This is a genomic window from Rhodobacter capsulatus (assembly GCF_003254295.1).
Classification (GTDB): domain Bacteria; phylum Pseudomonadota; class Alphaproteobacteria; order Rhodobacterales; family Rhodobacteraceae; genus Rhodobacter; species Rhodobacter capsulatus.
Genome location: NZ_QKZO01000004.1, coordinates 1 through 18,533, shown reverse-complemented (window position 1 = coordinate 18,533; position 18,533 = coordinate 1). Strand labels below are relative to the sequence as shown.

At 67.2% G+C, this 18,533-nt stretch carries 14 protein-coding genes, 2 tRNA genes and 1 pseudogene; 10 read left to right on the top strand and 7 right to left on the bottom strand.

The annotated features are described in order from the left end of the window. Positions 1–6: 6 nt before the first annotated feature. On the bottom strand, positions 7–678 hold the full coding sequence (locus tag LY44_RS17630) for a hypothetical protein (RefSeq protein WP_146707213.1): 672 nt from the start codon (positions 676–678) through the stop codon (positions 7–9). Between LY44_RS17630 and LY44_RS06645 the strand changes: the two genes are divergently transcribed. Beyond that, positions 665–961 (top strand): hypothetical protein, encoded by a 297-nt coding sequence (locus tag LY44_RS06645; protein WP_111395984.1) that lies wholly within the window; start codon positions 665–667, stop codon positions 959–961. The genes LY44_RS17630 and LY44_RS06645 overlap by 14 nt on opposite strands. A 110-nt stretch (positions 962–1,071) precedes the next feature. Next, positions 1,072–1,148: transfer RNA gene (locus tag LY44_RS06640), tRNA-Arg, on the top strand. A gap of 50 nt (positions 1,149–1,198) precedes the next feature. Here the strand turns inward: LY44_RS06640 and LY44_RS06635 are convergent. From LY44_RS06635 to LY44_RS18245, 3 genes are all read right to left on the bottom strand, one after another. Further along, positions 1,199–2,377: a tyrosine-type recombinase/integrase gene (locus LY44_RS06635; RefSeq protein ID WP_223230728.1), complete on the bottom strand. Its 1,179-nt coding sequence runs from the start codon at positions 2,375–2,377 to the stop codon at positions 1,199–1,201. Continuing rightward, positions 2,374–2,616, bottom strand: a complete 243-nt coding sequence (locus tag LY44_RS06630) for a helix-turn-helix domain-containing protein (RefSeq protein WP_055209640.1) — start codon at positions 2,614–2,616, stop codon at positions 2,374–2,376. The genes LY44_RS06635 and LY44_RS06630 overlap by 4 nt, the downstream gene beginning before the upstream one ends. Positions 2,617–2,730: 114 nt before the next feature. Beyond that, positions 2,731–3,216 carry a DUF5131 family protein gene (locus LY44_RS18245; RefSeq protein ID WP_055209641.1) on the bottom strand — a complete coding sequence of 162 codons (486 nt, stop codon included), beginning with the start codon at positions 3,214–3,216 and terminating at the stop codon, positions 2,731–2,733. A 72-nt stretch (positions 3,217–3,288) separates the two neighbouring features. Here LY44_RS18245 and LY44_RS18240 point away from each other — a divergent pair, with 72 nt between their 5' ends. From LY44_RS18240 to LY44_RS06610, 4 genes are all read left to right on the top strand, one after another. Then, positions 3,289–4,449 carry a hypothetical protein gene (locus LY44_RS18240; protein ID WP_223230770.1) on the top strand — a complete coding sequence of 387 codons (1,161 nt, stop codon included), beginning with the start codon at positions 3,289–3,291 and terminating at the stop codon, positions 4,447–4,449. A gap of 24 nt (positions 4,450–4,473) precedes the next feature. Then, positions 4,474–4,986, top strand: coding sequence for a hypothetical protein (locus tag LY44_RS18125; RefSeq protein ID WP_074553180.1), 513 nt, complete (start codon positions 4,474–4,476; stop codon positions 4,984–4,986). A gap of 155 nt (positions 4,987–5,141) precedes the next feature. After that, positions 5,142–6,272 (top strand): phage portal protein, encoded by a 1,131-nt coding sequence (locus LY44_RS06615; protein ID WP_223230727.1) that lies wholly within the window; start codon positions 5,142–5,144, stop codon positions 6,270–6,272. Then, the gene (locus tag LY44_RS06610; RefSeq protein WP_223230726.1) at positions 6,262–6,873 is read left to right on the top strand and encodes a S49 family peptidase; all 612 of its coding nucleotides are present in this window, start codon (positions 6,262–6,264) and stop codon (positions 6,871–6,873) included. Before LY44_RS06615 ends, LY44_RS06610 begins: the two co-directional genes overlap by 11 nt. Before the next feature lie 961 nt (positions 6,874–7,834). On the opposite strand, the pseudogene LY44_RS18510 reads toward LY44_RS06610, so the two are convergent. Both LY44_RS18510 and LY44_RS06600 read right to left on the bottom strand, forming a co-directional pair. After that, a pseudogene (locus LY44_RS18510) lies at positions 7,835–8,017 on the bottom strand (DUF6538 domain-containing protein); the annotation flags it as partial. 86 nt (positions 8,018–8,103) lie between these two features. Continuing rightward, positions 8,104–8,177 (bottom strand) — tRNA-Gly (locus tag LY44_RS06600). Between the two features lie 213 nt (positions 8,178–8,390). On the opposite strand from LY44_RS06600, the gene LY44_RS06595 reads away from it, so the two are divergent. Next, positions 8,391–12,164: a sensor domain-containing protein gene (locus LY44_RS06595; RefSeq protein ID WP_111395983.1), complete on the top strand. Its 3,774-nt coding sequence runs from the start codon at positions 8,391–8,393 to the stop codon at positions 12,162–12,164. 27 nt (positions 12,165–12,191) lie between these two features. On the opposite strand, the gene LY44_RS06590 is transcribed toward LY44_RS06595, so the two are convergent. After that, complete coding sequence (locus LY44_RS06590; RefSeq protein WP_160320047.1) at positions 12,192–14,510, bottom strand: methyl-accepting chemotaxis protein; 2,319 nt, start codon at positions 14,508–14,510, stop codon at positions 12,192–12,194. Between LY44_RS06590 and LY44_RS18420 the strand changes: the two genes are divergently transcribed. The 3 genes from LY44_RS18420 to LY44_RS06580 form a co-directional block, all read left to right on the top strand. Beyond that, complete coding sequence (locus LY44_RS18420) at positions 14,509–14,634, top strand: hypothetical protein (RefSeq protein WP_262985706.1); 126 nt, start codon at positions 14,509–14,511, stop codon at positions 14,632–14,634. The genes LY44_RS06590 and LY44_RS18420 overlap by 2 nt on opposite strands. Before the next feature lie 288 nt (positions 14,635–14,922). After that, positions 14,923–17,712: a sensor domain-containing protein gene (locus LY44_RS06585; RefSeq protein ID WP_055209700.1), complete on the top strand. Its 2,790-nt coding sequence runs from the start codon at positions 14,923–14,925 to the stop codon at positions 17,710–17,712. Positions 17,713–18,111: 399 nt separating this feature from the next. Beyond that, on the top strand, positions 18,112–18,533 hold a 422-nt coding region (locus tag LY44_RS06580), incomplete at its 3' end, for a hypothetical protein (RefSeq protein WP_146707212.1).

Below are 18,533 nucleotides of genomic sequence, written 5' to 3'. Positions count from 1 at the left end.
GCGTTGTCAGCCCTCCGCCAGCCAAAGGCGTTTGCCCTCCTTGTAGAGCCGGATCACTGTCGAGGCGAGCGCATCACGGTCCCCCGCCATCCGCTCTTGGATATAGAGCTTTGCCGCAGCCGCAGGCCCGGTCACGTCGGGCCATGCCTCGCCGTCAATCCATTCCTGCATCGCGAGATAGACCACGATGGGCGAGTGTTCCGGCCATGCCTTCCCGTCGATGCCAAGTGCCGATGAGGCGTCCTCTCGGCTCAAGGCACCCTTTGGGCCAAGGTTCGATGCAATGTGCTTGGCGACCGCTTTGAGGTAGCCGATGACCCAGTCGGGCAGCGGTTCCTTGGCTGACCCGTAATCTGCGATGTACTTCCACGCGCTCAAGGCAAGATGCCGTCGGAAGCGTTCAGGTGGAACGCCGCCCGTCATGTCGTCCGATGATAACGGCCTTTCTGCTGCGCCTAGCTTGGCCAGTTCGTCCAGCCAATCGGGCGGCATGTTGGCAGGTTCTCGCCCGTCCCGTCCCATATCAAGTCCTTCTCCGTTCAAGGTAATTCTAGGAAGCCACGATGAACGTGGCGACTGAATGGCAAAATGGAAAGGATTCCCAGCCATGACTACTGAACTTGTTGCGTCAATCTTGACGACCGTTCCCGATGACTGTGGCGGCATGACCGACAGCATCGTTGACCCTGTGAAGGCCGAGATGGAGGCCTACGACCGTGACGTCAAGACCGCCGAACGCGTCCTGTTTGACATTCGAGCAGGTGGTGAGGTTGAGATCATGTATGACCCCATGACCGGCTGGGAAATGTCGGGGGAAGACGTTTCCGTCTACATGCCGCTGGAAACCGCCGAGCGGGCGGTGAACATGATCCTTCGGCGGCTCACCCGCCACTATCGTAAGTTGTCGGCTTTGCGCGGCAACCCGGACCTGTTCGACATGATGCAGCTTGAACCCAAGTGATCCATCAGCCGAGGGCTGGGCGGCGGGGCAACTCGTCGCCCGCTCTCGCTTTGCCGATAGCCCTCAATGGCTTGCCCAACGGCGACTGACCGTTTAAACGTCGCAGACGTGGCCCCTTAGCTCAGCTGGATAGAGCATCCGCCTTCTAAGCGGAATGTCGCACGTTCGAGTCGTGCAGGGGTCGCCAATTGCATCGCAATTGCATACCGTCAAAATCGGCCACTGAAAAAGCTTGCTTTACAAGCGGTTGGGGACGTAGACCAGTGACCTTCTAAGCAGCGGGTCGGGGGTTCGAGTCCTCCCGGGATCGCCACGCCTCAGAAACCACTTTGGTTCACAAGGGGTATTTCGCGTTTTTACAGGCAGATCGGAACGTTTTACAGAGTTCCGGTCTTGTTCTGTTCCGGTAACCGCTGCCCGGCGGTTGGCGGATTCGGTGTAGTGCTGCACCTCTGACAAGCTCTGATGCCCCGTCCAGGCGGCGATCTGATGCGTGGTCGCCCCGGCCTCGGCCAGCTGCTGCGCGCGGGATTTGCGCAGGCCGTGGGCGCTGCGGCCGGTGATTTGCGCCGATCTCGCGGCGTCGGCAATCACTGTCCCGAGAGCCTTGTGGGACCGCGTCCGCCCGCCATGCGTGGCGAGGAATGTCATGTGCCCGCCGAGGCAGGCGATCGCCGCGTGCATCGTGTCGCGGTCCTCGATCATCCCCTCAGCATAGGCAGGCAGTGGGCAGGCCCATGGCACAAAGGCCTCGTCGCCGGTTTTTTGCTGCCGGAACGCCAGCACCCCGTCGCGGCCGACCATGCCCGGGCCGATCCTGACCGCGTCCGAGATCCGCGCGCCAGTCCAGAACAGCAGCTCAAAGCAGGCGCGCGGCACGGTGCCGATCGACCAGCGCGCGCGGAACCGCTCAATCTCGGCGGCTGACCATGGCGGATGCCCATCTGTTTTCGGAGCTTTTGGTTTTATCACCGCGTGCGACGGATCGGATTTCAGCAGCCGCTTTTCGACGCCAAATTTGCAGACTGCCCGCCATGCTTTGAGGCGCGCGCCAGCGACGTTTGGCTTTAGAGGCGCGAGGTCGTCGGCAATGTCATCGGCGCGCAGGTGGCTGGCCAAGGCGTCCTCGGCCTGCTCGCGGATTGCCTCAATGTGGCGGCGCAGGGTCGCACGGTAGTTGGCTGAGTGGGCCAGGTAGGAGTCCGAGCGCAGATAGGCCTCGCAAAGCGCGGCGATGGTGCCGGTGGTAGCGCGAACCTGTTTTGGTGCCGCGGCGCGAGCGGCGGCATAGGCCGCCAAAAACTCTGGGTGGTCGAGCGGCAGATCGGGCAGTTTTACGCGCGGCTGGCCCGGGATGCGCAGGTAACGGTAGATCTTGCCTCCGGCGTGGACGGTCTGGATATGCTCCAGCGTCACCGTGCCCTCCCGAATTTTCCCGCGCATGTGTTGACGACCTCCGATTCGATCGCGTCGCCCTCAATGGGCAGCGCCGAGGCGAAGGCGTCAAGGTCGTAGCGATCATAAAGGCGCTTGGCGCCAAGGATCCGGCGCGGGATGTCGAGGCCGCGCAGTGTCGTCTGGCTGACGCCAAGATAGAGCGCGGCCTCTGGCGCGGGCAGCAGGCGCGGCACAAAATGGGGCTCGTGTTTACCCATCTGCGTCCCTTGTGATAGAATGCCGTTGCCCGGTCGCAGTGGGAGCCATGTCGGCACTGCGCTTTGCAGGTCGCACGTCAGTAATCCGCGCCTGCCGGGTCTCCAAATCAACCATCACGCACCCCCCGGCATCTCGTCGCAGGTGCGCCCGTCGAGCAGGCGACCAGCGGCGCGCTTGCCAATGCGGGCCATGCCGGGGCCAACCACAGGTCCGCCGTTAAATTTGTGCAGATAATTGTTCCCGATCCAGCGATGCGTCACCGCAATGCCGATTGCAGGTGCCCATTCCCCCCATTGCTTGAAGTGGAACGACACGCCCGCGCTTACGCACTGGTCGCGCAGGCTGCGCACCCAATCGGGGTGCATGGGCCGCGCGCGCGGGCCGCTTTCGCCGCCGACAATCACGAGGTCAAGCGCAACCTCATTGCCCTTTCCGGTGCCGTCACACCTCGGGCAGTCGACCAATCCGGTTTCAGGGTCTGTTGATCCGTCTGCGCAGTAGGGGCACGGCGCGCAGGAAAGACCATCCAGCGTCAGATCCACCGGCCCCAGCAGCGGCTCGGCCGAGACGAACCGCACCGCCGCCGGGGTGTCCAGCAAATGCGGAATGCGCGCAGGCGCATGATGCCGAGACCGAACTGATGCTGGAGCTTGAGCGCGAGGCTGCGGGGCATGTCCGCAACTGAGGCGCTGCCGCGCTTTGCCTGCCCGGACTGGTGGGAGCGGATGCAGCAGGGACTCCCACCGATGGCGTCCGTACCGGTCAACGAGGAGCGCGCGCAGAAGGTCGTGACGTTTTTCAACCGGCTGCGCCTGCCGGACGTTGCCGGGGCGCCTTCGCTGGCAGATGCTTGCGGAGACTGGTTTCGCGATATCCTGGTGGCGTTTCTGGCAAGCGAAGATCCGCAGACGCTGCAGCCGATTGTCTGGGAACTGCTGTGCGAGGTGCCCAAGAAGAACTCGAAGACGACCTATGCGGCGGCGCTGGGGTTGACGGCGCTTTACATGGAGGACGCGCCGAATCGGAAAATGCTTCTGGTCGGCCCGTCGCAGGCAATCGCCTGTCGCTGTTTTGACCAGGCGCGCGGGATGATCGATGTCGATGAGACGCTGAAGAAGATCTTCCACGTTCCGGACTCGGACACCGTGATCACCCGACGCAAGACCGGCACCAGCCTGGCGGTGAAGACTTTCGGCACCGCCATCGTGACCGGCGAAATCCCGGTGCTGACCATCATCGACGAGCTGCACGAGCTGGGGAAAGTGCCCCGCGCCGCGGCGGTGATGCAGCAGATCCGCGGCGGCGGGATCACCAAGCAGCGCGGCAAACTGCTGATGATCACGACGCAGAGCGACGAAAGCCCTGCCGGGGTCTGGCGCACCGAACTGGACAAGGCGCGCAAGATCCGCGATGGCCGCGCCGGACCGTCGCCCATCATGTTGCCGGTGCTGTACGAGTTTCCGCTGGAACTGCAGCACAAGCAGGAGTTCTGGCGCGACAAGCGCAACTGGGGTCTGGTGCTGCCGAACCTTGGCCTGTCGATCGACCCGCAGGCGCTGGCCGACGATTACGACAACAACGGCAAGGCGACGAAGCACGCCGAACAGATCTGGGCGAGCCAGCATCTGAACATCGAAATCGGTGTCGGGCTTTCGGCCGGATGGCTGGGGGCGCAATACTGGGAAGGCTGCGTCGAAACCGATCTGACGCTGGACGAGCTGATCGAGCGATCAGAGGTCGCGGTGCAGGGCATCGACGGCGGCGGGCTGGATGACCTTTTTGCCGAGGCGGTGATCGGCCGGTGCCGTGAGACGGGCCACTGGCTGCACTAGGCGCGGGCTTTTGCGCATCCGGAGGTGTTCAAGGAGCGGCCCGAAATCGCCCCGCGGCTTTTGAATTTCGTCGAAGACGGCGATTTGATCGAGCTGGGTGATGACGACACCTCAGGCGATGTGCGCCGCGTGGCGGAAACGGCAGCGCGCCTGTCGGCGGCAGGGCTGCTGCCGCAACAGGGCGCGATCGGCGTCGACACGACGAACAGCGCCGCGATTCAGTTCCAGATGTTCGGGGCCGGGATCACTTATGAGCAGCTGGTGATCGTCGGTCAGGACTGGCGCCTGTCGCCCGCGATCTGGGGGCTGGAGCGGATGCTGAAGCAAGGCACGTTTCGGCACTGCGGGCAACCGCTGATGGCCTGGGCGGCTGGGAATGCAAAGCCAGAGATCAAGGGGTCTGCGGTGCGGATCACCAAGGAAATCGCGGGCAAGGCGAAGATCGACCCGCTGATGGCGACCTTCAATGCGATCATGCTGATGCTGCGCGATCCGGTGGCCGCCGGGCCGCAGGAATTTGAATATACGGGGATGTAACCATGGGGCTTATGCGCTACTTTCGGACCGGTGCTGCCGCCCCGGCCCCGGTGGCCGCGCGCGTGGAGCCGCCTCTGGTTGCCTCGGCCCCGGCCGTGCAAAGCGAATCGCAATGGCGCGGTTTTTCGGTTGGCAGCGGGGTCAGCAAGGCCGGTGTGCGGGTTGATGAGCGCACGGCGCTGACGATACCGGCGACGCTGCAGGCGCTGCGCATCATCAGCGGGGTGTTTGCGATGGCGCCCCTGCACATGTATGGGCGCACCCCGGAAGGGCGCACGCGGCTGGATGATCACCCGGCGGAAATCCTGCTGGCCGAGCGGCCGAATGCGCACCAGTCGCCGTTTGCGCTGTTTGAGCTGATCATGTCGGATCTGCTGCTGGCGGGAAACTTTTACGCCTATGTCTCGCTGAATGCCCGCGGGGAGCCCGTTGCGCTGACCCGGCTGCGGCCCGGTTCGGTGGTCGTGGCGGAGTATTTCGACCGGGCCGAAGGCCAAATCCTGTTTTACGATGCCACGCTGCCGGACGGATCGCGCGAGCGGTTTGCGGCGCGCAACATCTGGCATATCGCGGGTCTGTCGCGGGATGGGCTGATCGGCCTCAACCCGGTGCAATATGCCCGCGAGGCCCTGGGCGGGGCGTTGGCGACGTCTGAACATGCGCATCGGTTCTGGTCGCGCGGCGGAAAACCGTCCACCGTCTTGACCACCGAACAGAAAGTGAGCCCTGAAGACAAGACCCGCATCCGCGCTGACTGGGAGCGGTTGCATGCGGGCTTGGAGGGGAGCGCCACCGCTGTTCTGGACCAGGACCTGAAGGCCGCGTTTCTGTCCCACAACTTCAAGGACAGCCAGTTCCTCGAGACGCGGCAGTTTCAGGTGGTGGATCTGGCGCGCATCTGGGGTGTGCCGCCGCATCTGATCTTCGAGCTGTCGAAGGCGACGTTTTCAAACATCGAGCAGCAGAGCCTTGAATTCGTGACCTATCACCTGGGCCCGCATTTCGCGCGGGTGGCGGGGGCGGCAACGCGGCAATTCGGCGGGAACGGCACCTATTTCGAGCATCTGACCGATGCGCTGGTACGCGGCGATCTGAAAAGCCGGATGGAGGCCTATTGGCTGCAACGGCAGATGGGCATGGTCAACGCCAATGACCTGCTGCGGCGCGAAAACCAGAACAACCTGCCGGGCGAGGCAGGAACCGAATACTGGCGCCCGGCGAACATGGCGCTGGCAGGTCAGCCGGTGACCCCGGCGCAAAATCAGGGGGCAAGCGATGCGCAATGAGGCAGCGGCGCTGATCGCGGCAATCCGGGCGCAGCCCTGGGCGATCATGCCGGAATATCTCGAGGCGATCGAGGCAATCGCGGTGCGGGCGCTGGCCGCCGATGTGCTGCAGCTGCTGGCCCGTGACGGGCATGCCGAGCGGATGCCTGCCAATCTTGAGGCGGTGGCGGCCGTCGGCACGCGGCTGGACGGGTCGCGGGGCAGCACGATCCGCAACGGCAATGCCGTGGTGCCGATGATCGGCACGATTTTTCCGCGGGCGTCAATGATCAACGCCTCGACCGGCGGCACGTCGCTGGACGCGCTGATGCACGATGTGCGCGTGGCCGAGGCCAGTGCCGATGTCGAGCGGATCGTGATGGTGATCGACAGCCCTGGCGGCGTGGTGTCGGACGTTGGCGCCGCGGCGGACATGCTGCGCGCCATCACAAAACCGATCACCGCTCATGTCGCGGGCATGGGGGCATCGCTGGCCTATTGGCTTGGATCGCAGGCGGCAGAGCTTGTTCTTGACCGTGCCGCCTCCGTTGGCTCGATCGGGGTTGTTGCCACAACGACGCGGCAAGAAGGCGCGGATGCCCGCCTTGGTTCACGGGCTTGAAGTGGTCCACCGCCACGGCATCCTCGATCTCGCCACGCCGCGCGCAGATCTCGCACAGCGGCGTCTCGGCAAGCTTGGCCTCTCTCAGCCTTGCCCACTTCGAGGTGTTGTAGGGCCAATGAGCCATCAGCGCAGTCCCACCACGTCGAGACGATGGGACACGAACCGCAGCGTCACCCGAGTTTCGACAGCATCGCCGGGAGCGGGCGGCATGCGGTAGGTCCATGCGCCAGATCAGGGCCAATTCGGGGGCAGCATTCGCAAGCACTCTCGCGCGGGTCTTCGTCAGCACAGTGGGCGGCAGCGGGTCGCGTTTCTCCGACGCCTTCTGTCCCTGTCCCTTCGCCACCCGCGCCACAGGCAAGCGGCTGAACGGGTTCGGCATCGTGTCGGGCATCCCGAATTCGACCTTGGCGAAGTTGATGACGGCGGACAGGATCGACAATTCCCGCGACACCGTTGCCGCGCTGACCTTGCCTCCGGCCCCTCGGCCTGTCGCCTTCACCCGGTCAAGCATGTGATCGCGGACGGCGCGGGCATCTTCGCGGGTGATTGCGGTCAACAGCGGATCGCGCCCGATGGCAGCGATTGCCGCCTCCACAACGCGGGTTGCAAGCCCCGTGACGCGGCTGTCCGTCTCCGGGCTGTCCGCTTTCAGATGCTCTTTCAGATAGAGCCGCAGGGCGTCCCCCAAGGTGGGCTCCGGGGGCCTGTAGCGTTCCGGCCCAAGGCGCAGAAGGTTGACCGTGTGGCGGTCCACCGGGGGCGCTCCGACAGGCTCATAGCCTTCCTGCGGGAAGCTATCGGCCAGAGAATCGGCGGCAAGCTCTAGGACCTCCTCCGTCGCCCCGCGCGCCACCAGATCAGCCCGACGCCGCAACGCCTCGGCATAGGCTTCGCGCTCCGACGCACTCGGCCCCGACGCAGCCACGGCCCCGGCCATCCTTTTCTTCGCAGCATCAATCACGCGCTCCACTTGGGCGTGATACTGCGGATAGGCGGCAAGGGCTTCCTTCTGAGAATCGCCCAGCTTGCGCTTGAATTCGCGCTTGGTGATAACCTCGGAAACGTCCTTGGGAACCCTGCGGCGGTATTGCCAGCTTCCCGATTTGGTTTGCTCAACGTGCTTCAAGACAAGTCCCATGTGTGCCCCGTGCGTGCTTGAATGTGCACCGGAAGGGACGCAAGGGCCAGAAGATATTGAGAAATTTGACCCGGATAGGGGTCAGATGGAGCGGGTGACGGGAATCGAACCCGTGTCTCTAGCTTGGAAGGCTAGGGTCTTACCATTACACAACACCCGCGCTCTGCGCCTCTTACAACCCGCAGTCGCGGCTGGCAAGAGCCGGGACACAGCCGGACCCCGCGACAGCCCCGAAGCCGCGCCCTGCTCCGGCCCGCCCTCCGCCGCGCGGCCGCGTTAATAAATCGTTAATTTTTCATTAACCAAATTATGGTCCCTTTCCAGCGAGGGGAAATGTCCCCGCCTCGGCCGAGCAGGGCACTGGGGGTCATCTATGCTCACTGCACCGGATTTCGGAGGCGCTGCCGGAGAAGCCGCAACCGAGACCTGCGACGGCCCACCGCCGCCGGTGACGATCGATTTCGACGCCGCGGGCCGGATCATCGCGCTGGCCGATCCCGCCGGGCTGCTGAACCTTGCCGACCCGGCTGCGGGCGCGGCGCTGGCGGATCTTTTCGCCCCCGCCGACCGGAGACGCCTTGCGACCTGGCTTGCCTCGGAGGCGACGGCCACGACATTGCGCCTCGGGGTTGCGCGCGGCCGCAGGCCCGCCCTGCCCTGCCATGTCACCCTGTTGCGCCCGGGTCCGGCCCAGCCCGGCCGCGCCGTCCTGACCGAGGCGGCAAGCGCCGAGGCGCTCGCCCGCAGTCGGGCCGAACGCGACGAGATCTCCCGTTATCTGGACCAGACCCTGCTGGGCACCTGGGCCTGGAACCTGCAGACCGGCGCCACCCGGATGAACGACCGATGGGCCGCGATCCTCGGCTATCGGCCGACCGATCTGGCCTCCCGGGGTCGCGACACCGGCCCCGACGCTGGCCCCGACACTGGCCTCGACACCTGGCGACGGCTTTGCCATCCCGACGATCTGATCCGGGCGCAACAGGAATTGCAGCGCCATCTGGCCGGCGAGACCCCGTGGTATGACGTCGAGGCGCGGATGCGCCACCGCGACGGCCGCTGGATCTGGGTGCGCGATGTCGGGCGGTTGCAGCTGCGCGATGCGCAGGGGCGGCCGGAATGGATTTATGGCGTGCGCCGCGACATCGACGCGACCAAGGCGCGCGAGGGCCAGCTGCGCCGGGTGCAGGGGCTTTTGGAAAAGGCCGGGGCGCTGGCGGGCTTCGGCTGCTGGGAACTCGACCTGCGCAGCGAGGAAATCTACTGGTCCGACGAGACCTGCCGGATCCATGGCATGCCGCCCGGCACGGTGCCGCCGCTGGACAGCGCGATCGACTTCTATGCCCCCGAGGCCCGCCCGGTGGTCACGGCCGCGGTGGCGGCGGCGATGCGCGACGGCACCTCCTGGCAGTACGAGCTGCCGCTGATCCGCGCCGACGGCACCCGGATCTGGGTGCTGTCGCTGGGCGAGGCGCAGTTCGAAGACGGCCAGCCGGTGCGCATCTGCGGCGCCTTCCAGGACATCACCGCCCGCAAGGAAACGGAAAAACGGCTGGCCGAGGCGGCCGAGGCGGCGCGGATCGCGCGCGACCGGCTGAACACGCTGGCCGACAAGGCGCCGGGGGCGCTGTTCGAACACCGCGAACATCCCTCGGGCCGGATCGACCTGCCCTATTTCAGCGCCCGGCTGCCCGATCTGCTGGGCGTCAGCCGTGCCGCGATCGAGGCTGACGGCGCCGCCGCCGCCGCCAATATCCACCCCGAAGATGCGCCGATCCTGACCGCCGCGATCCGGACCTCGCGCGAAAACCTGGCGCCGCTCGTCGTCGTCTACCGGCTCGTGCATCCGCAAAAGGGCCTGCGGCGGATGCAGCTGTCCTCGATGCCGGTGCGCCAGGCCGATGGCGCGGTGATCTGGTACGGTTCGGTGCTGGACGTGACCGAGCAAAGCGCGATGCAGGCGCGGCTGGCCGAAACGCTCGAGGAGCTGCGGCTGGCGCATGAACGGCTCGACACGATCGCGCAGAACGTGCCGGGGGCACTGTTCGAGATGCAGCGCCTCGGCGACGTCGTGTCCTTCCCCTATTTCACGCACAAATTCGCCGAGCTTCTGGGCGTCACCGAGGAAGACATGCTGACGGGCGGTCCGGCGGTGTTCCGCAACATCCCGCCCGCGGAATTCGATGCGGTCTTCGACGCCTTCTGGTGCGCGCGCGAGACGCTGTCGCAGGTCGAGGCGCGGCACCGGGTGCTTTTGCCCGACGGCAGCACGCGCTGGATCAACCTCTGGGCCTCGCCCTCGGTGCAGGCCGATGGCCGGGTGCGCTGGTTCGGCAAGGCGCTCGACATCACCGAGCGGCTGGAGATGGAGGCCCGGGCCAGCGCCGACGCCGAGGAGATCCGGCAGGCGCATGCGCGCATCGCCTCGATCCTCGACATCGTGCCGGTGGGGCTGTTCGAATACCGCCGCCACCCCGACGGACGGGCCGATTTCCCCTATACGAGCGGCCGGTTCAGCGAACTTGTGGGCCTGGACCGCGCCGCGATCGACCGGCTCGGCGGCGGCCTGCTGGCGCGGGTCGTGCCCGAGGATCGCGCCGCGATGGAGGAGATGACGCGACACAGCGCGGAAAGCCTGACGCCCTGGCGGATGCGGTTCCGCTTCCTTCATCCCGAGCGCGGGCAGATCTGGCTGATGGCGGCCTCGCTGCCCGAGGCGAAGCCCGACGGCACGCTGGTCTGGACCGGCGCGCTTTACGACGCCACCCCCGACGTGCTGCGCGAGGCCGAGCTGGAACGCGCCTATGCGCTGGCCGAACGGATGCGCGGCGAAAACGAGCATCTGGCGCTGCATGACGGGCTGACGCGGCTGCCGAACCGGCGCTATTTCGACCGCCACATCGAGGCCCGGCTGCGCGCGGCGGGCGGCGGCGGGCCGCGCGATTGCGTGCTGATCCAGATCGATCTCGATCATTTCAAGCAGATCAACGACACGCTGGGCCACGAGGCAGGCGATCGGGTGCTGCTGCGGGTCGCCGATCTGATGCGCAGCACCCTGCAGGCGGATGATTTCGCTGCCCGGCTTGGCGGTGACGAATTCTGCCTGCTGCTCGCCCCCGGCAGCACCGAGGTGCGGGCCCGCACCGTGCTGGAACGGCTGCGCAAGGGGCTCGACGAGCCCTTGCGCTACCGCGGCCATCCCTGCCGGATCAGCGCCTCCTTTGGCGTGGTGATCGCGAAGAACATCACCGATCTGGCCGAAGAGTTGCAGCTTTACGCCGATGCGGCGCTCTATCGGGCGAAGGCGGCGGGGCGCAACCGGGTCGAGATCTTCGACCATGCGATGGCCGAGCAGATGCATCTGGACCGGCTGATGGCGGCGCAGTTCAGCGCCGCCTTCGAGCGGGACGAATTCGAACCCTGGTTTCAGCCGCAGGTCCGGGCGCAGGATCTGCGGCTCGCCGGGGTCGAGGTTCTGGTGCGCTGGCGCAACCCCGAGCGCGGCCTGCTGACGCCGGACGCCTTTTTGCGGGTGGCGCGTGATCTGCGCATCGTCGCAGAGATCGACCGGGTGATGATGGAGAAGACCGCGACGGTGCTGGAGCGGCTCGAGGCGACGGGGATCGTGCTGCCGCGGATCAGCTTCAACGTCTGCACCGGGCGGCTGCGCGATCCGGCCCTGCCCGCGGCGGTGCGGAGGGTCGGGCGCGGCCGCACCCGGGTGGCGCTGGAACTGATCGAGACCGGCGACTGGCAGGAGGAGGGGCGCAACCTCAGGGACACGCTGACACGGCTGCGCGCCGAGGGGATCGAGATCGAGATCGACGATTTCGGCTCGGGGCAGACTTCGATCCTCGGGCTGATGGAAATCCGGCCCGCGGCGCTGAAGATCGACCGGCGCATCGTGGCGGCGCTGCGCCGCGACACGCATGAGGCCGATCTGGTGCGGCAGATCGTGCAGATCGCCCGCACCCTTGGCGTCGCCACCGTCGCCGAGGGGGTGGAAACCATGGCCCAGGCCGAGACGCTGCGGCTGATGGGCTGCGACATCCTGCAGGGCTATCTGTTCGCGCCGCCGCTCGAGGAAGCGGCCTTTCGCGACTATCTGGCCCGACAACTTGCCCCCGCCTTCGACGCTCCGGCGTAAGCGGCGCCGGAGGCCGTCGGCGCCGGGTCAGGCGGCGCGGCCCCGCAGCGCCGCCTGATCGTTCTTGTCGGTGCGGAACTGCGCCACATTGGCCACCAGCGCATCGGCCTCGATCCGCAGGGCGCCCAGCGCGGCATTGGTTTCCTCGAACATTGCCGCATTCTGCTGCGTCACCCGGTCGAGTTCGGTCGTCGCCTTGGAAATCTCGGCGATGCCGACCTCGGTCTCGCCCACGGCCCCGGCGATATGCTCGATCCGGTCCAGCGCCTCGCGGATCGTGCCGACGATCTGCCCCAGCGCCCCCGCGGTCTGATCGACCATCTCGACGCCGCGGCCGACATCCTGCGTCGCCGTGCCGATGATCTGCGCGATCTCGCGCGAGGCTTCGGAGGAGCGCTGCGCCAGCGCCCGCACCTCGGAGGCGACGACGGCAAAGCCGCGCCCGCTCTCGCCCGCCCGCGCCGCCTCGACGCCCGCGTTCAGCGCCAGAAGATTGGTCTGGAAGGCGATGTCGTCGATCACCTGCAACACCCCGGCGATGCGTTCGGAAGACTGGCGGATGCTGTCCATCGCCTCCATCGCCTGGGAGGCGATGCCATTGCCGGTCTCGGCCCGGCGCGAAATCTCGCGCATGCGGTTCTTGGCATCATTGGCGATCCCCGCCATCGAGCCGATCGAGCCCGACATCTCTTCCAGCGCCGAGGCGGTCTGTTCCAGCATCGCCGCATTCTGCTCGCTGCGCCGCGCCAGATCGTTGGCGGCGGTGCTGATCTCGCTGCTCGATCCGTCGATCGTCACCGAGGCCGCCTCGATCGCCAGCACCGTCCGGGCGATGCTGTCCTTCGCCGCCCGCACCGACCGCGCCATCTCGCCGAAAACGCCGACAAAGCCGTCGCGGATCCGATAGGTCAGATCCCCCTCGGCCAGATGACGCAGCGCGGTGTTGACCTCGGCGATCCCGGCGTCGGTGATCTCGCCGATCCGGTTCAACCCGGCGCAGATCTGAGCCAGGATGCCCTCCTTGTCGTCAAGCGGGATCCGGCGCGAGAAATCGCCCTCGGCACAGGCCGTCACCACAGCGGAAATCTCGGCGGCGATCTGCCGGTCGCGCTCGGCGGCAAGCCGCGCCGCCTCGGCCTCGCGCGCCAGCCGCGCTTCCTTGCCGGCCCGCGCGGCGGCCTCGCGTTGCGCCTCGGCCTGGCGATGCGCCTCTCGGTCTTCCTCGGCCTTGCGGGCGATCTCCCGGCCCTCAAGGATGCTGACCCGGAAACTGTCGAGCGCGCGGCCCATCTGCGCCGTCTCGCGCAGGCGCGGCTCCGGCAGATCCGCCTCCAGCTGCCCCCCCGCCATCGCATCGGCCGCCCGCACCAGCGCGCCCACATCCGCCTCGGTCCGCAGCACCGACCGCGTCCCGGTCAGCATCGACAGCAGCAGCGCCCCGGCAATGATCGCGCCATAACCGAGAAAGCCGATCAGCGCCATCTGCGCCCGGTCCGCCGCCGCCGCGGCGATATGCGTGCCGATCTCGATCTCGAGCTGTTTCATCGCCTCGATCCGCGTCGTGCTGGTGGCGAAGAAGGCCTCTCCGGTGACGCCACCGGCATCCTGCGTCTCGGGGAAGCGGAAGGCGATCTCGCGCATCCGCGCAAGCTCGACCGAAGCGGGCAGCTCGTTCAGCCGTGTCACCGTCGTCCGGTCCTCGTCGGTGGCGAAAGCGGCGAAGAACTGCAGGGCCTGATCCTGCTGCGCCACCATCGCGCGCATCTTCAGCAGCACCGCCGTGTCGAAGACACCCTTGCGGAACGCCCCCGCGCCCAGCGCGCGTTCAAGCCCGGCGCGTTCCTTCGCCGTCATGAAGGCGGCATAGGAGGTGATCCGGGCATTGACCTCGGCATCGGCGCTGGCACCGGCCACCACCTCGACCAGCTGCAGCACGTCGTCATTCATTTCGGTGTAATAGCCGATCGCTTCGGGCGCGGGGATCGTGCGGGCATCGACCGCGGTGCGCAGACCGGCGCTATTCTCGAAATCGCCGCGCAGCTCCTCGATCAGCGCGCCCACCTGCGGCGGCAACCGGTCCAGCCCGATCGTCTCGGCCCGCGTGATCAGCGCGGCCCGCGCGGCATCGGTCTGCCCCCGCTGCGCCGTCAGCTTGTCGGGCACCGCCGTCTCCTGGCCGTTCAGAAACAGGCTCGTCAGACCGCGTTCAAGCGCGTGGTCATGCGCCACCGCCGCGGCCGTCTCGGCCAGGGCCATCAGCCGCTGCACCTGCCGGGCATCGCCAAGCGCCGTCCAGCGTTCCACGATCAGGAAGACCCCGAAGAGCAGCGCCAGAAAGGCAGGCATGCCCAGCGTCATCACCATCACGCGCCGCAAGGAGTTCCGGGGCAGCGAAGTCCGGGCCGGCGAAGTCTGGGCCAGAGAAGTCCGGGGCAGCGAAGTCTGGGGAAGAGTTTTTTCCGACATCTGAACGCATCCATTTGCAACCTCCGCGAGCGTGCCGGGGGTTTCCTAACGCTTTGCGAATCCCGCCCCGCCGCAAGGCCCCGCAAGGCCGAAATGCCAATTTTTCTTCGTTAAAATGCAACGAACCCCGGCCGAGAGGGGCATTTCCGGAAGCCCCACTGCACATCTTTTGCGCGAGCCGTCGCCTGCGCGCGAAAACTGCCAAGTTGACAGATGGTCGCGGTTCCCCATTCATGTCGGAACAAAGATATCGATCCGACTCACTTTTCACGACGCCAAGGAGCGTCCTTTCATGAATTGGAAGCCCCCTTCATCCCCCGCAGCGAACCCGGCGGCCCGCCTTTCGCCGTCCGTCGGGCCGCGTCCGAAGATCTCGGAGACCGTCAACAACCCGATGGCCGAGATCGAGACGCGCCTGTGCGCGCTGGAAGCGGCGCTGTCGCAGCCCGCGGCGGCGCAGGCCGAGCTGCGCGCGGCGCTCGACCGGCTGCGGGTGAGCTGCGCGGAACAGGCGGCGGCGCTGGAGCTTGCGCTGCACCACCCGGTCGAGCAGATGCATCTGCCGGGCGAATTGCTGCGCCTTCTGCCGGTGCCGGTGCTGCAGCTGACCCATGCGCTGCGCGTCGTCGATGCGAATGCGGCGGCGCGGGCGCTGCTGGGCGATGGCGGCCCCGGCGGGCGTTCGGGCGTGTTGCGGGCGGTGCTGTCGCGCAGTCAGGCGCGGGCGCTGACCCAGGCGCTGGATGCGGCCTTCCTGCGGCCCGACACCGCGCCCGCGGCGCCCGCGGTGACGCTGCGGATCGGACGGGCCGACGGGCGGCGGCAAAGCTTTCACGCTCATGTCATCGCCGCGCCCGGCAAGCTCGAGGCAGAGCGTGCGACCTGGTGGCTGGTGCTGTTTCCGCTCGAAGCCGGAACGTCGGCCGGCAATCCCGAATTGTTGCGCCTGCTGATCGAGAGCACGATCGACCCGGTGGCGCTGACCGACACCGATGGCCGGGTGGTGATCGCCAACAAGGCCTATGCCCAGCCCTTCGGCCGCATCCCCGCCGAGATCGAGGGGCGGCGGCGGTCGCAGTTCATGGACGAGAAGCTGGCCCGCCATCTGAACGGGCTGGAGACCGGGGTGATCGCGAAGCGCACGGCGCTGATCGTCGAGGAGACGGTGCTGCGTCCGACCCGGGCCCATGATGGCCAGCCCGGCACACCACGCCCGGCGCATCTGCTGACCGAACGCCGCCCGGTCTTCGACGACGACGGCGCGGTGATCGGCGTCTTCACTCGCGCCCGCGACGTCACCGAGGAATTGCGCACCCGCGAGGTGGAAGGGCTGGCCGACAGGGTCTTCGAACAATCCTCGGATGCGATCGTGATCACCGATCCGGAGCTGCGGGTGATGCGGGTCAATCCGGCTTTCGAGCGGATGAGCGGCCTCGCCCCCGGCGCCAACCCGGAGCTGCGGCTGGATGCGCTGGTGACGCCGCGCACCGGCACGCGCTGGATCATGGCCGGGATGTCCGAGACCGATTCCTGGCTGCGGCAGGTGCTCGCGCGCGCCGAGGGCGCCTGGCAGGGCGAGGTGGCGCTGCACAGCCACGACGACCGCCAGCTGACCTGCTGGGCGCGGATCACCCGGCTGACCGATGCGTCGGGCACCAATCTGGGCCATGTGGCGATGCTGGCCGATCTGACGCTTCTGCGCCAGACCCAGGCCGACAACCAGCGCATGGCGCAGTTCGACCAGCTGACCGGCCTTGCCAACCGCCGCCTGCTGGCGGAGCGGATCGACGACTGGATCGGCTTCGCCTCGCGCGCGGGGCAAAGTTTCGCGCTGATGTATCTGGATCTGAACAAGTTCAAGTCGGTGAACGACTCGCTTGGCCACGAGACCGGGGATCTGCTGCTGACGGTGATCGCCGACCGGTTGCGCGCGGCGCTGACCGAGGGCGAGCTGGCGGCGCGGATCGGCGGCGATGAATTCGTGGTGCTGATCGGCCATGCCGACGAGGCGGCGGCGCAGCGCCGCGCGGGCGAATTGCTCGACCATCTGGCGCGGCCGCTCGATCTGCCGGGGCTGCACAATTACCGGCCCTCGGCCTCGGCGGGGATCGCCTGCTATGGCCGCCATGGCGACAGCCGCGACGCGTTGTTGCGCAACTCCGATCTGGCGATGTATGCGGCGAAATCCGACCGCCGGGCGGTGATGGTCTACGAGCCCTCGATGGGGGCCGAGGCGCTGCGCGAGCTGGAAACCCGGGTGGCGCTGGTCAGCGCGCTGGAAAACGACGAATTCGAGCTGCATTTCCAGCCGATCTTCGCGCTCGATGACAAGCGCCCGCGCGGCTGCGAGGCGCTGGTGCGCTGGAACCGGCCCGGGCACGGGCTGGTGATGCCGGGCGCGTTCCTGCCGGTGGCCGCCAAGGCCGGGCTGATGCCGGCGATCGACCGGATGGTGCTGCGCCGCGCGGTGGCGGTGCAGGCGCGCTGGCGCTGGGCGGGGCTTGTCCATGCCGACTGGACGCTGTCGATCAATCAGACCGCCTCCAGCCTTGCGGCGCAGGACTGGGCCGAGGTGCTCGAGGCGGCGCTGGTGCGGGTGGGCTGGAAGACCTCGGACGATGTGGCGCCGCCCTTCGGGCTGCAGATCGAACTGACCGAGGATCAGCTGGCCGTCGACATTCCCGGCGCGATGGAGGCGCTGCAGCGGCTGCGCAAGATGGGAATCGCGCTGGCGATCGACGATTTCGGCACCGGCTATTCCAGCCTGACCTATCTGCGCCGGATGCCGGTGACGACGCTGAAGATCGACGCCAGTTTCGTGCGCGGCATCGAGGCCGACGGCGACGCCCGCCAGATCGTCGAGGCGATCATCGGTCTGGCGAAGAAATTCGGCTTCGTCGCGCTGGCCGAGGGGATCGAATCCGAGGCGGCGCTGCAGACGCTGATCGAGCTGGGTTGCGATTACGGGCAGGGCTATCTGTTCGAGAGGCCGCTGCCGCAATCCGCCTTCGAGGCGCGGTTCTTCGGCTGCGAGCCTGCGCAGGTGCCCAACCTAGATGTCGCGCTGCACGCGCGCCCCTGACGGCAGGGGCGCCCCGAAGCCGCGGCGCAAGGGCCGATTTCGGGCGGTGACAGTCGGTCCGCGGCACCAGGGACACCGGTCAAAACGCGCGGGACGCAAACCGGAACCGGTTTGCCTTTTCCGTTTCCACGGCTCTGTTGCACAAATCCGGTGACGGTCGGACACCGCCTTTCCCGGGACAAACCTGTCGTGCGACCTCTGTGACGGCTGCGCCGAGGGCAATGAACCGGTTGAGGAATGCGCCATTGTCGCGCCCCGGGGCCGATCGCCGCGCGCCGCCGTTACCGGATGTAAAATCCGCGCAGGGATCCTCTCTCCCGTGCAATCACAGGAGATCGTCATGACCCATCGCATATCGCCTGCCCCCGGCCGCCTGCCCCCTGCCCCGGAGCGGCTGTGATGTTGGGTCTTGGCCTCGGCGGGCTTGGGCTCGCGGCAGCGGCGCGGGCGCAGGGCTTTGATCCGTCCGGCCTGTTCGCCTCGGGCGAAATCGGCTGGGTCGAGCCGATGATCCCCGGCGTGACGCTGTTTCAGGATGCGGCCGGGACGATCCCGGTCACCGCGGCGGGGCAGCCGGTGGGGCTGTCGAAATTCACCGCGGGCGGGCAGATCGGTTTCGTGCAGGCGACGGCGGCCAATCGCCCGATCTATCAGCTCGATGCGCAGGGCCGCGGCTGTCTGGCCCATAACGGGCTCAACCAGTGGATGGCGGCGGCCGCGATCGCCTGGGGGTCGGACGAGGCCACGATCTGCGCGGGGGTGCGCAAGCTGTCGGATGCGGCCCAGGGCGTCGTGTTCGAGACGGGCACAAACTCTGGCGG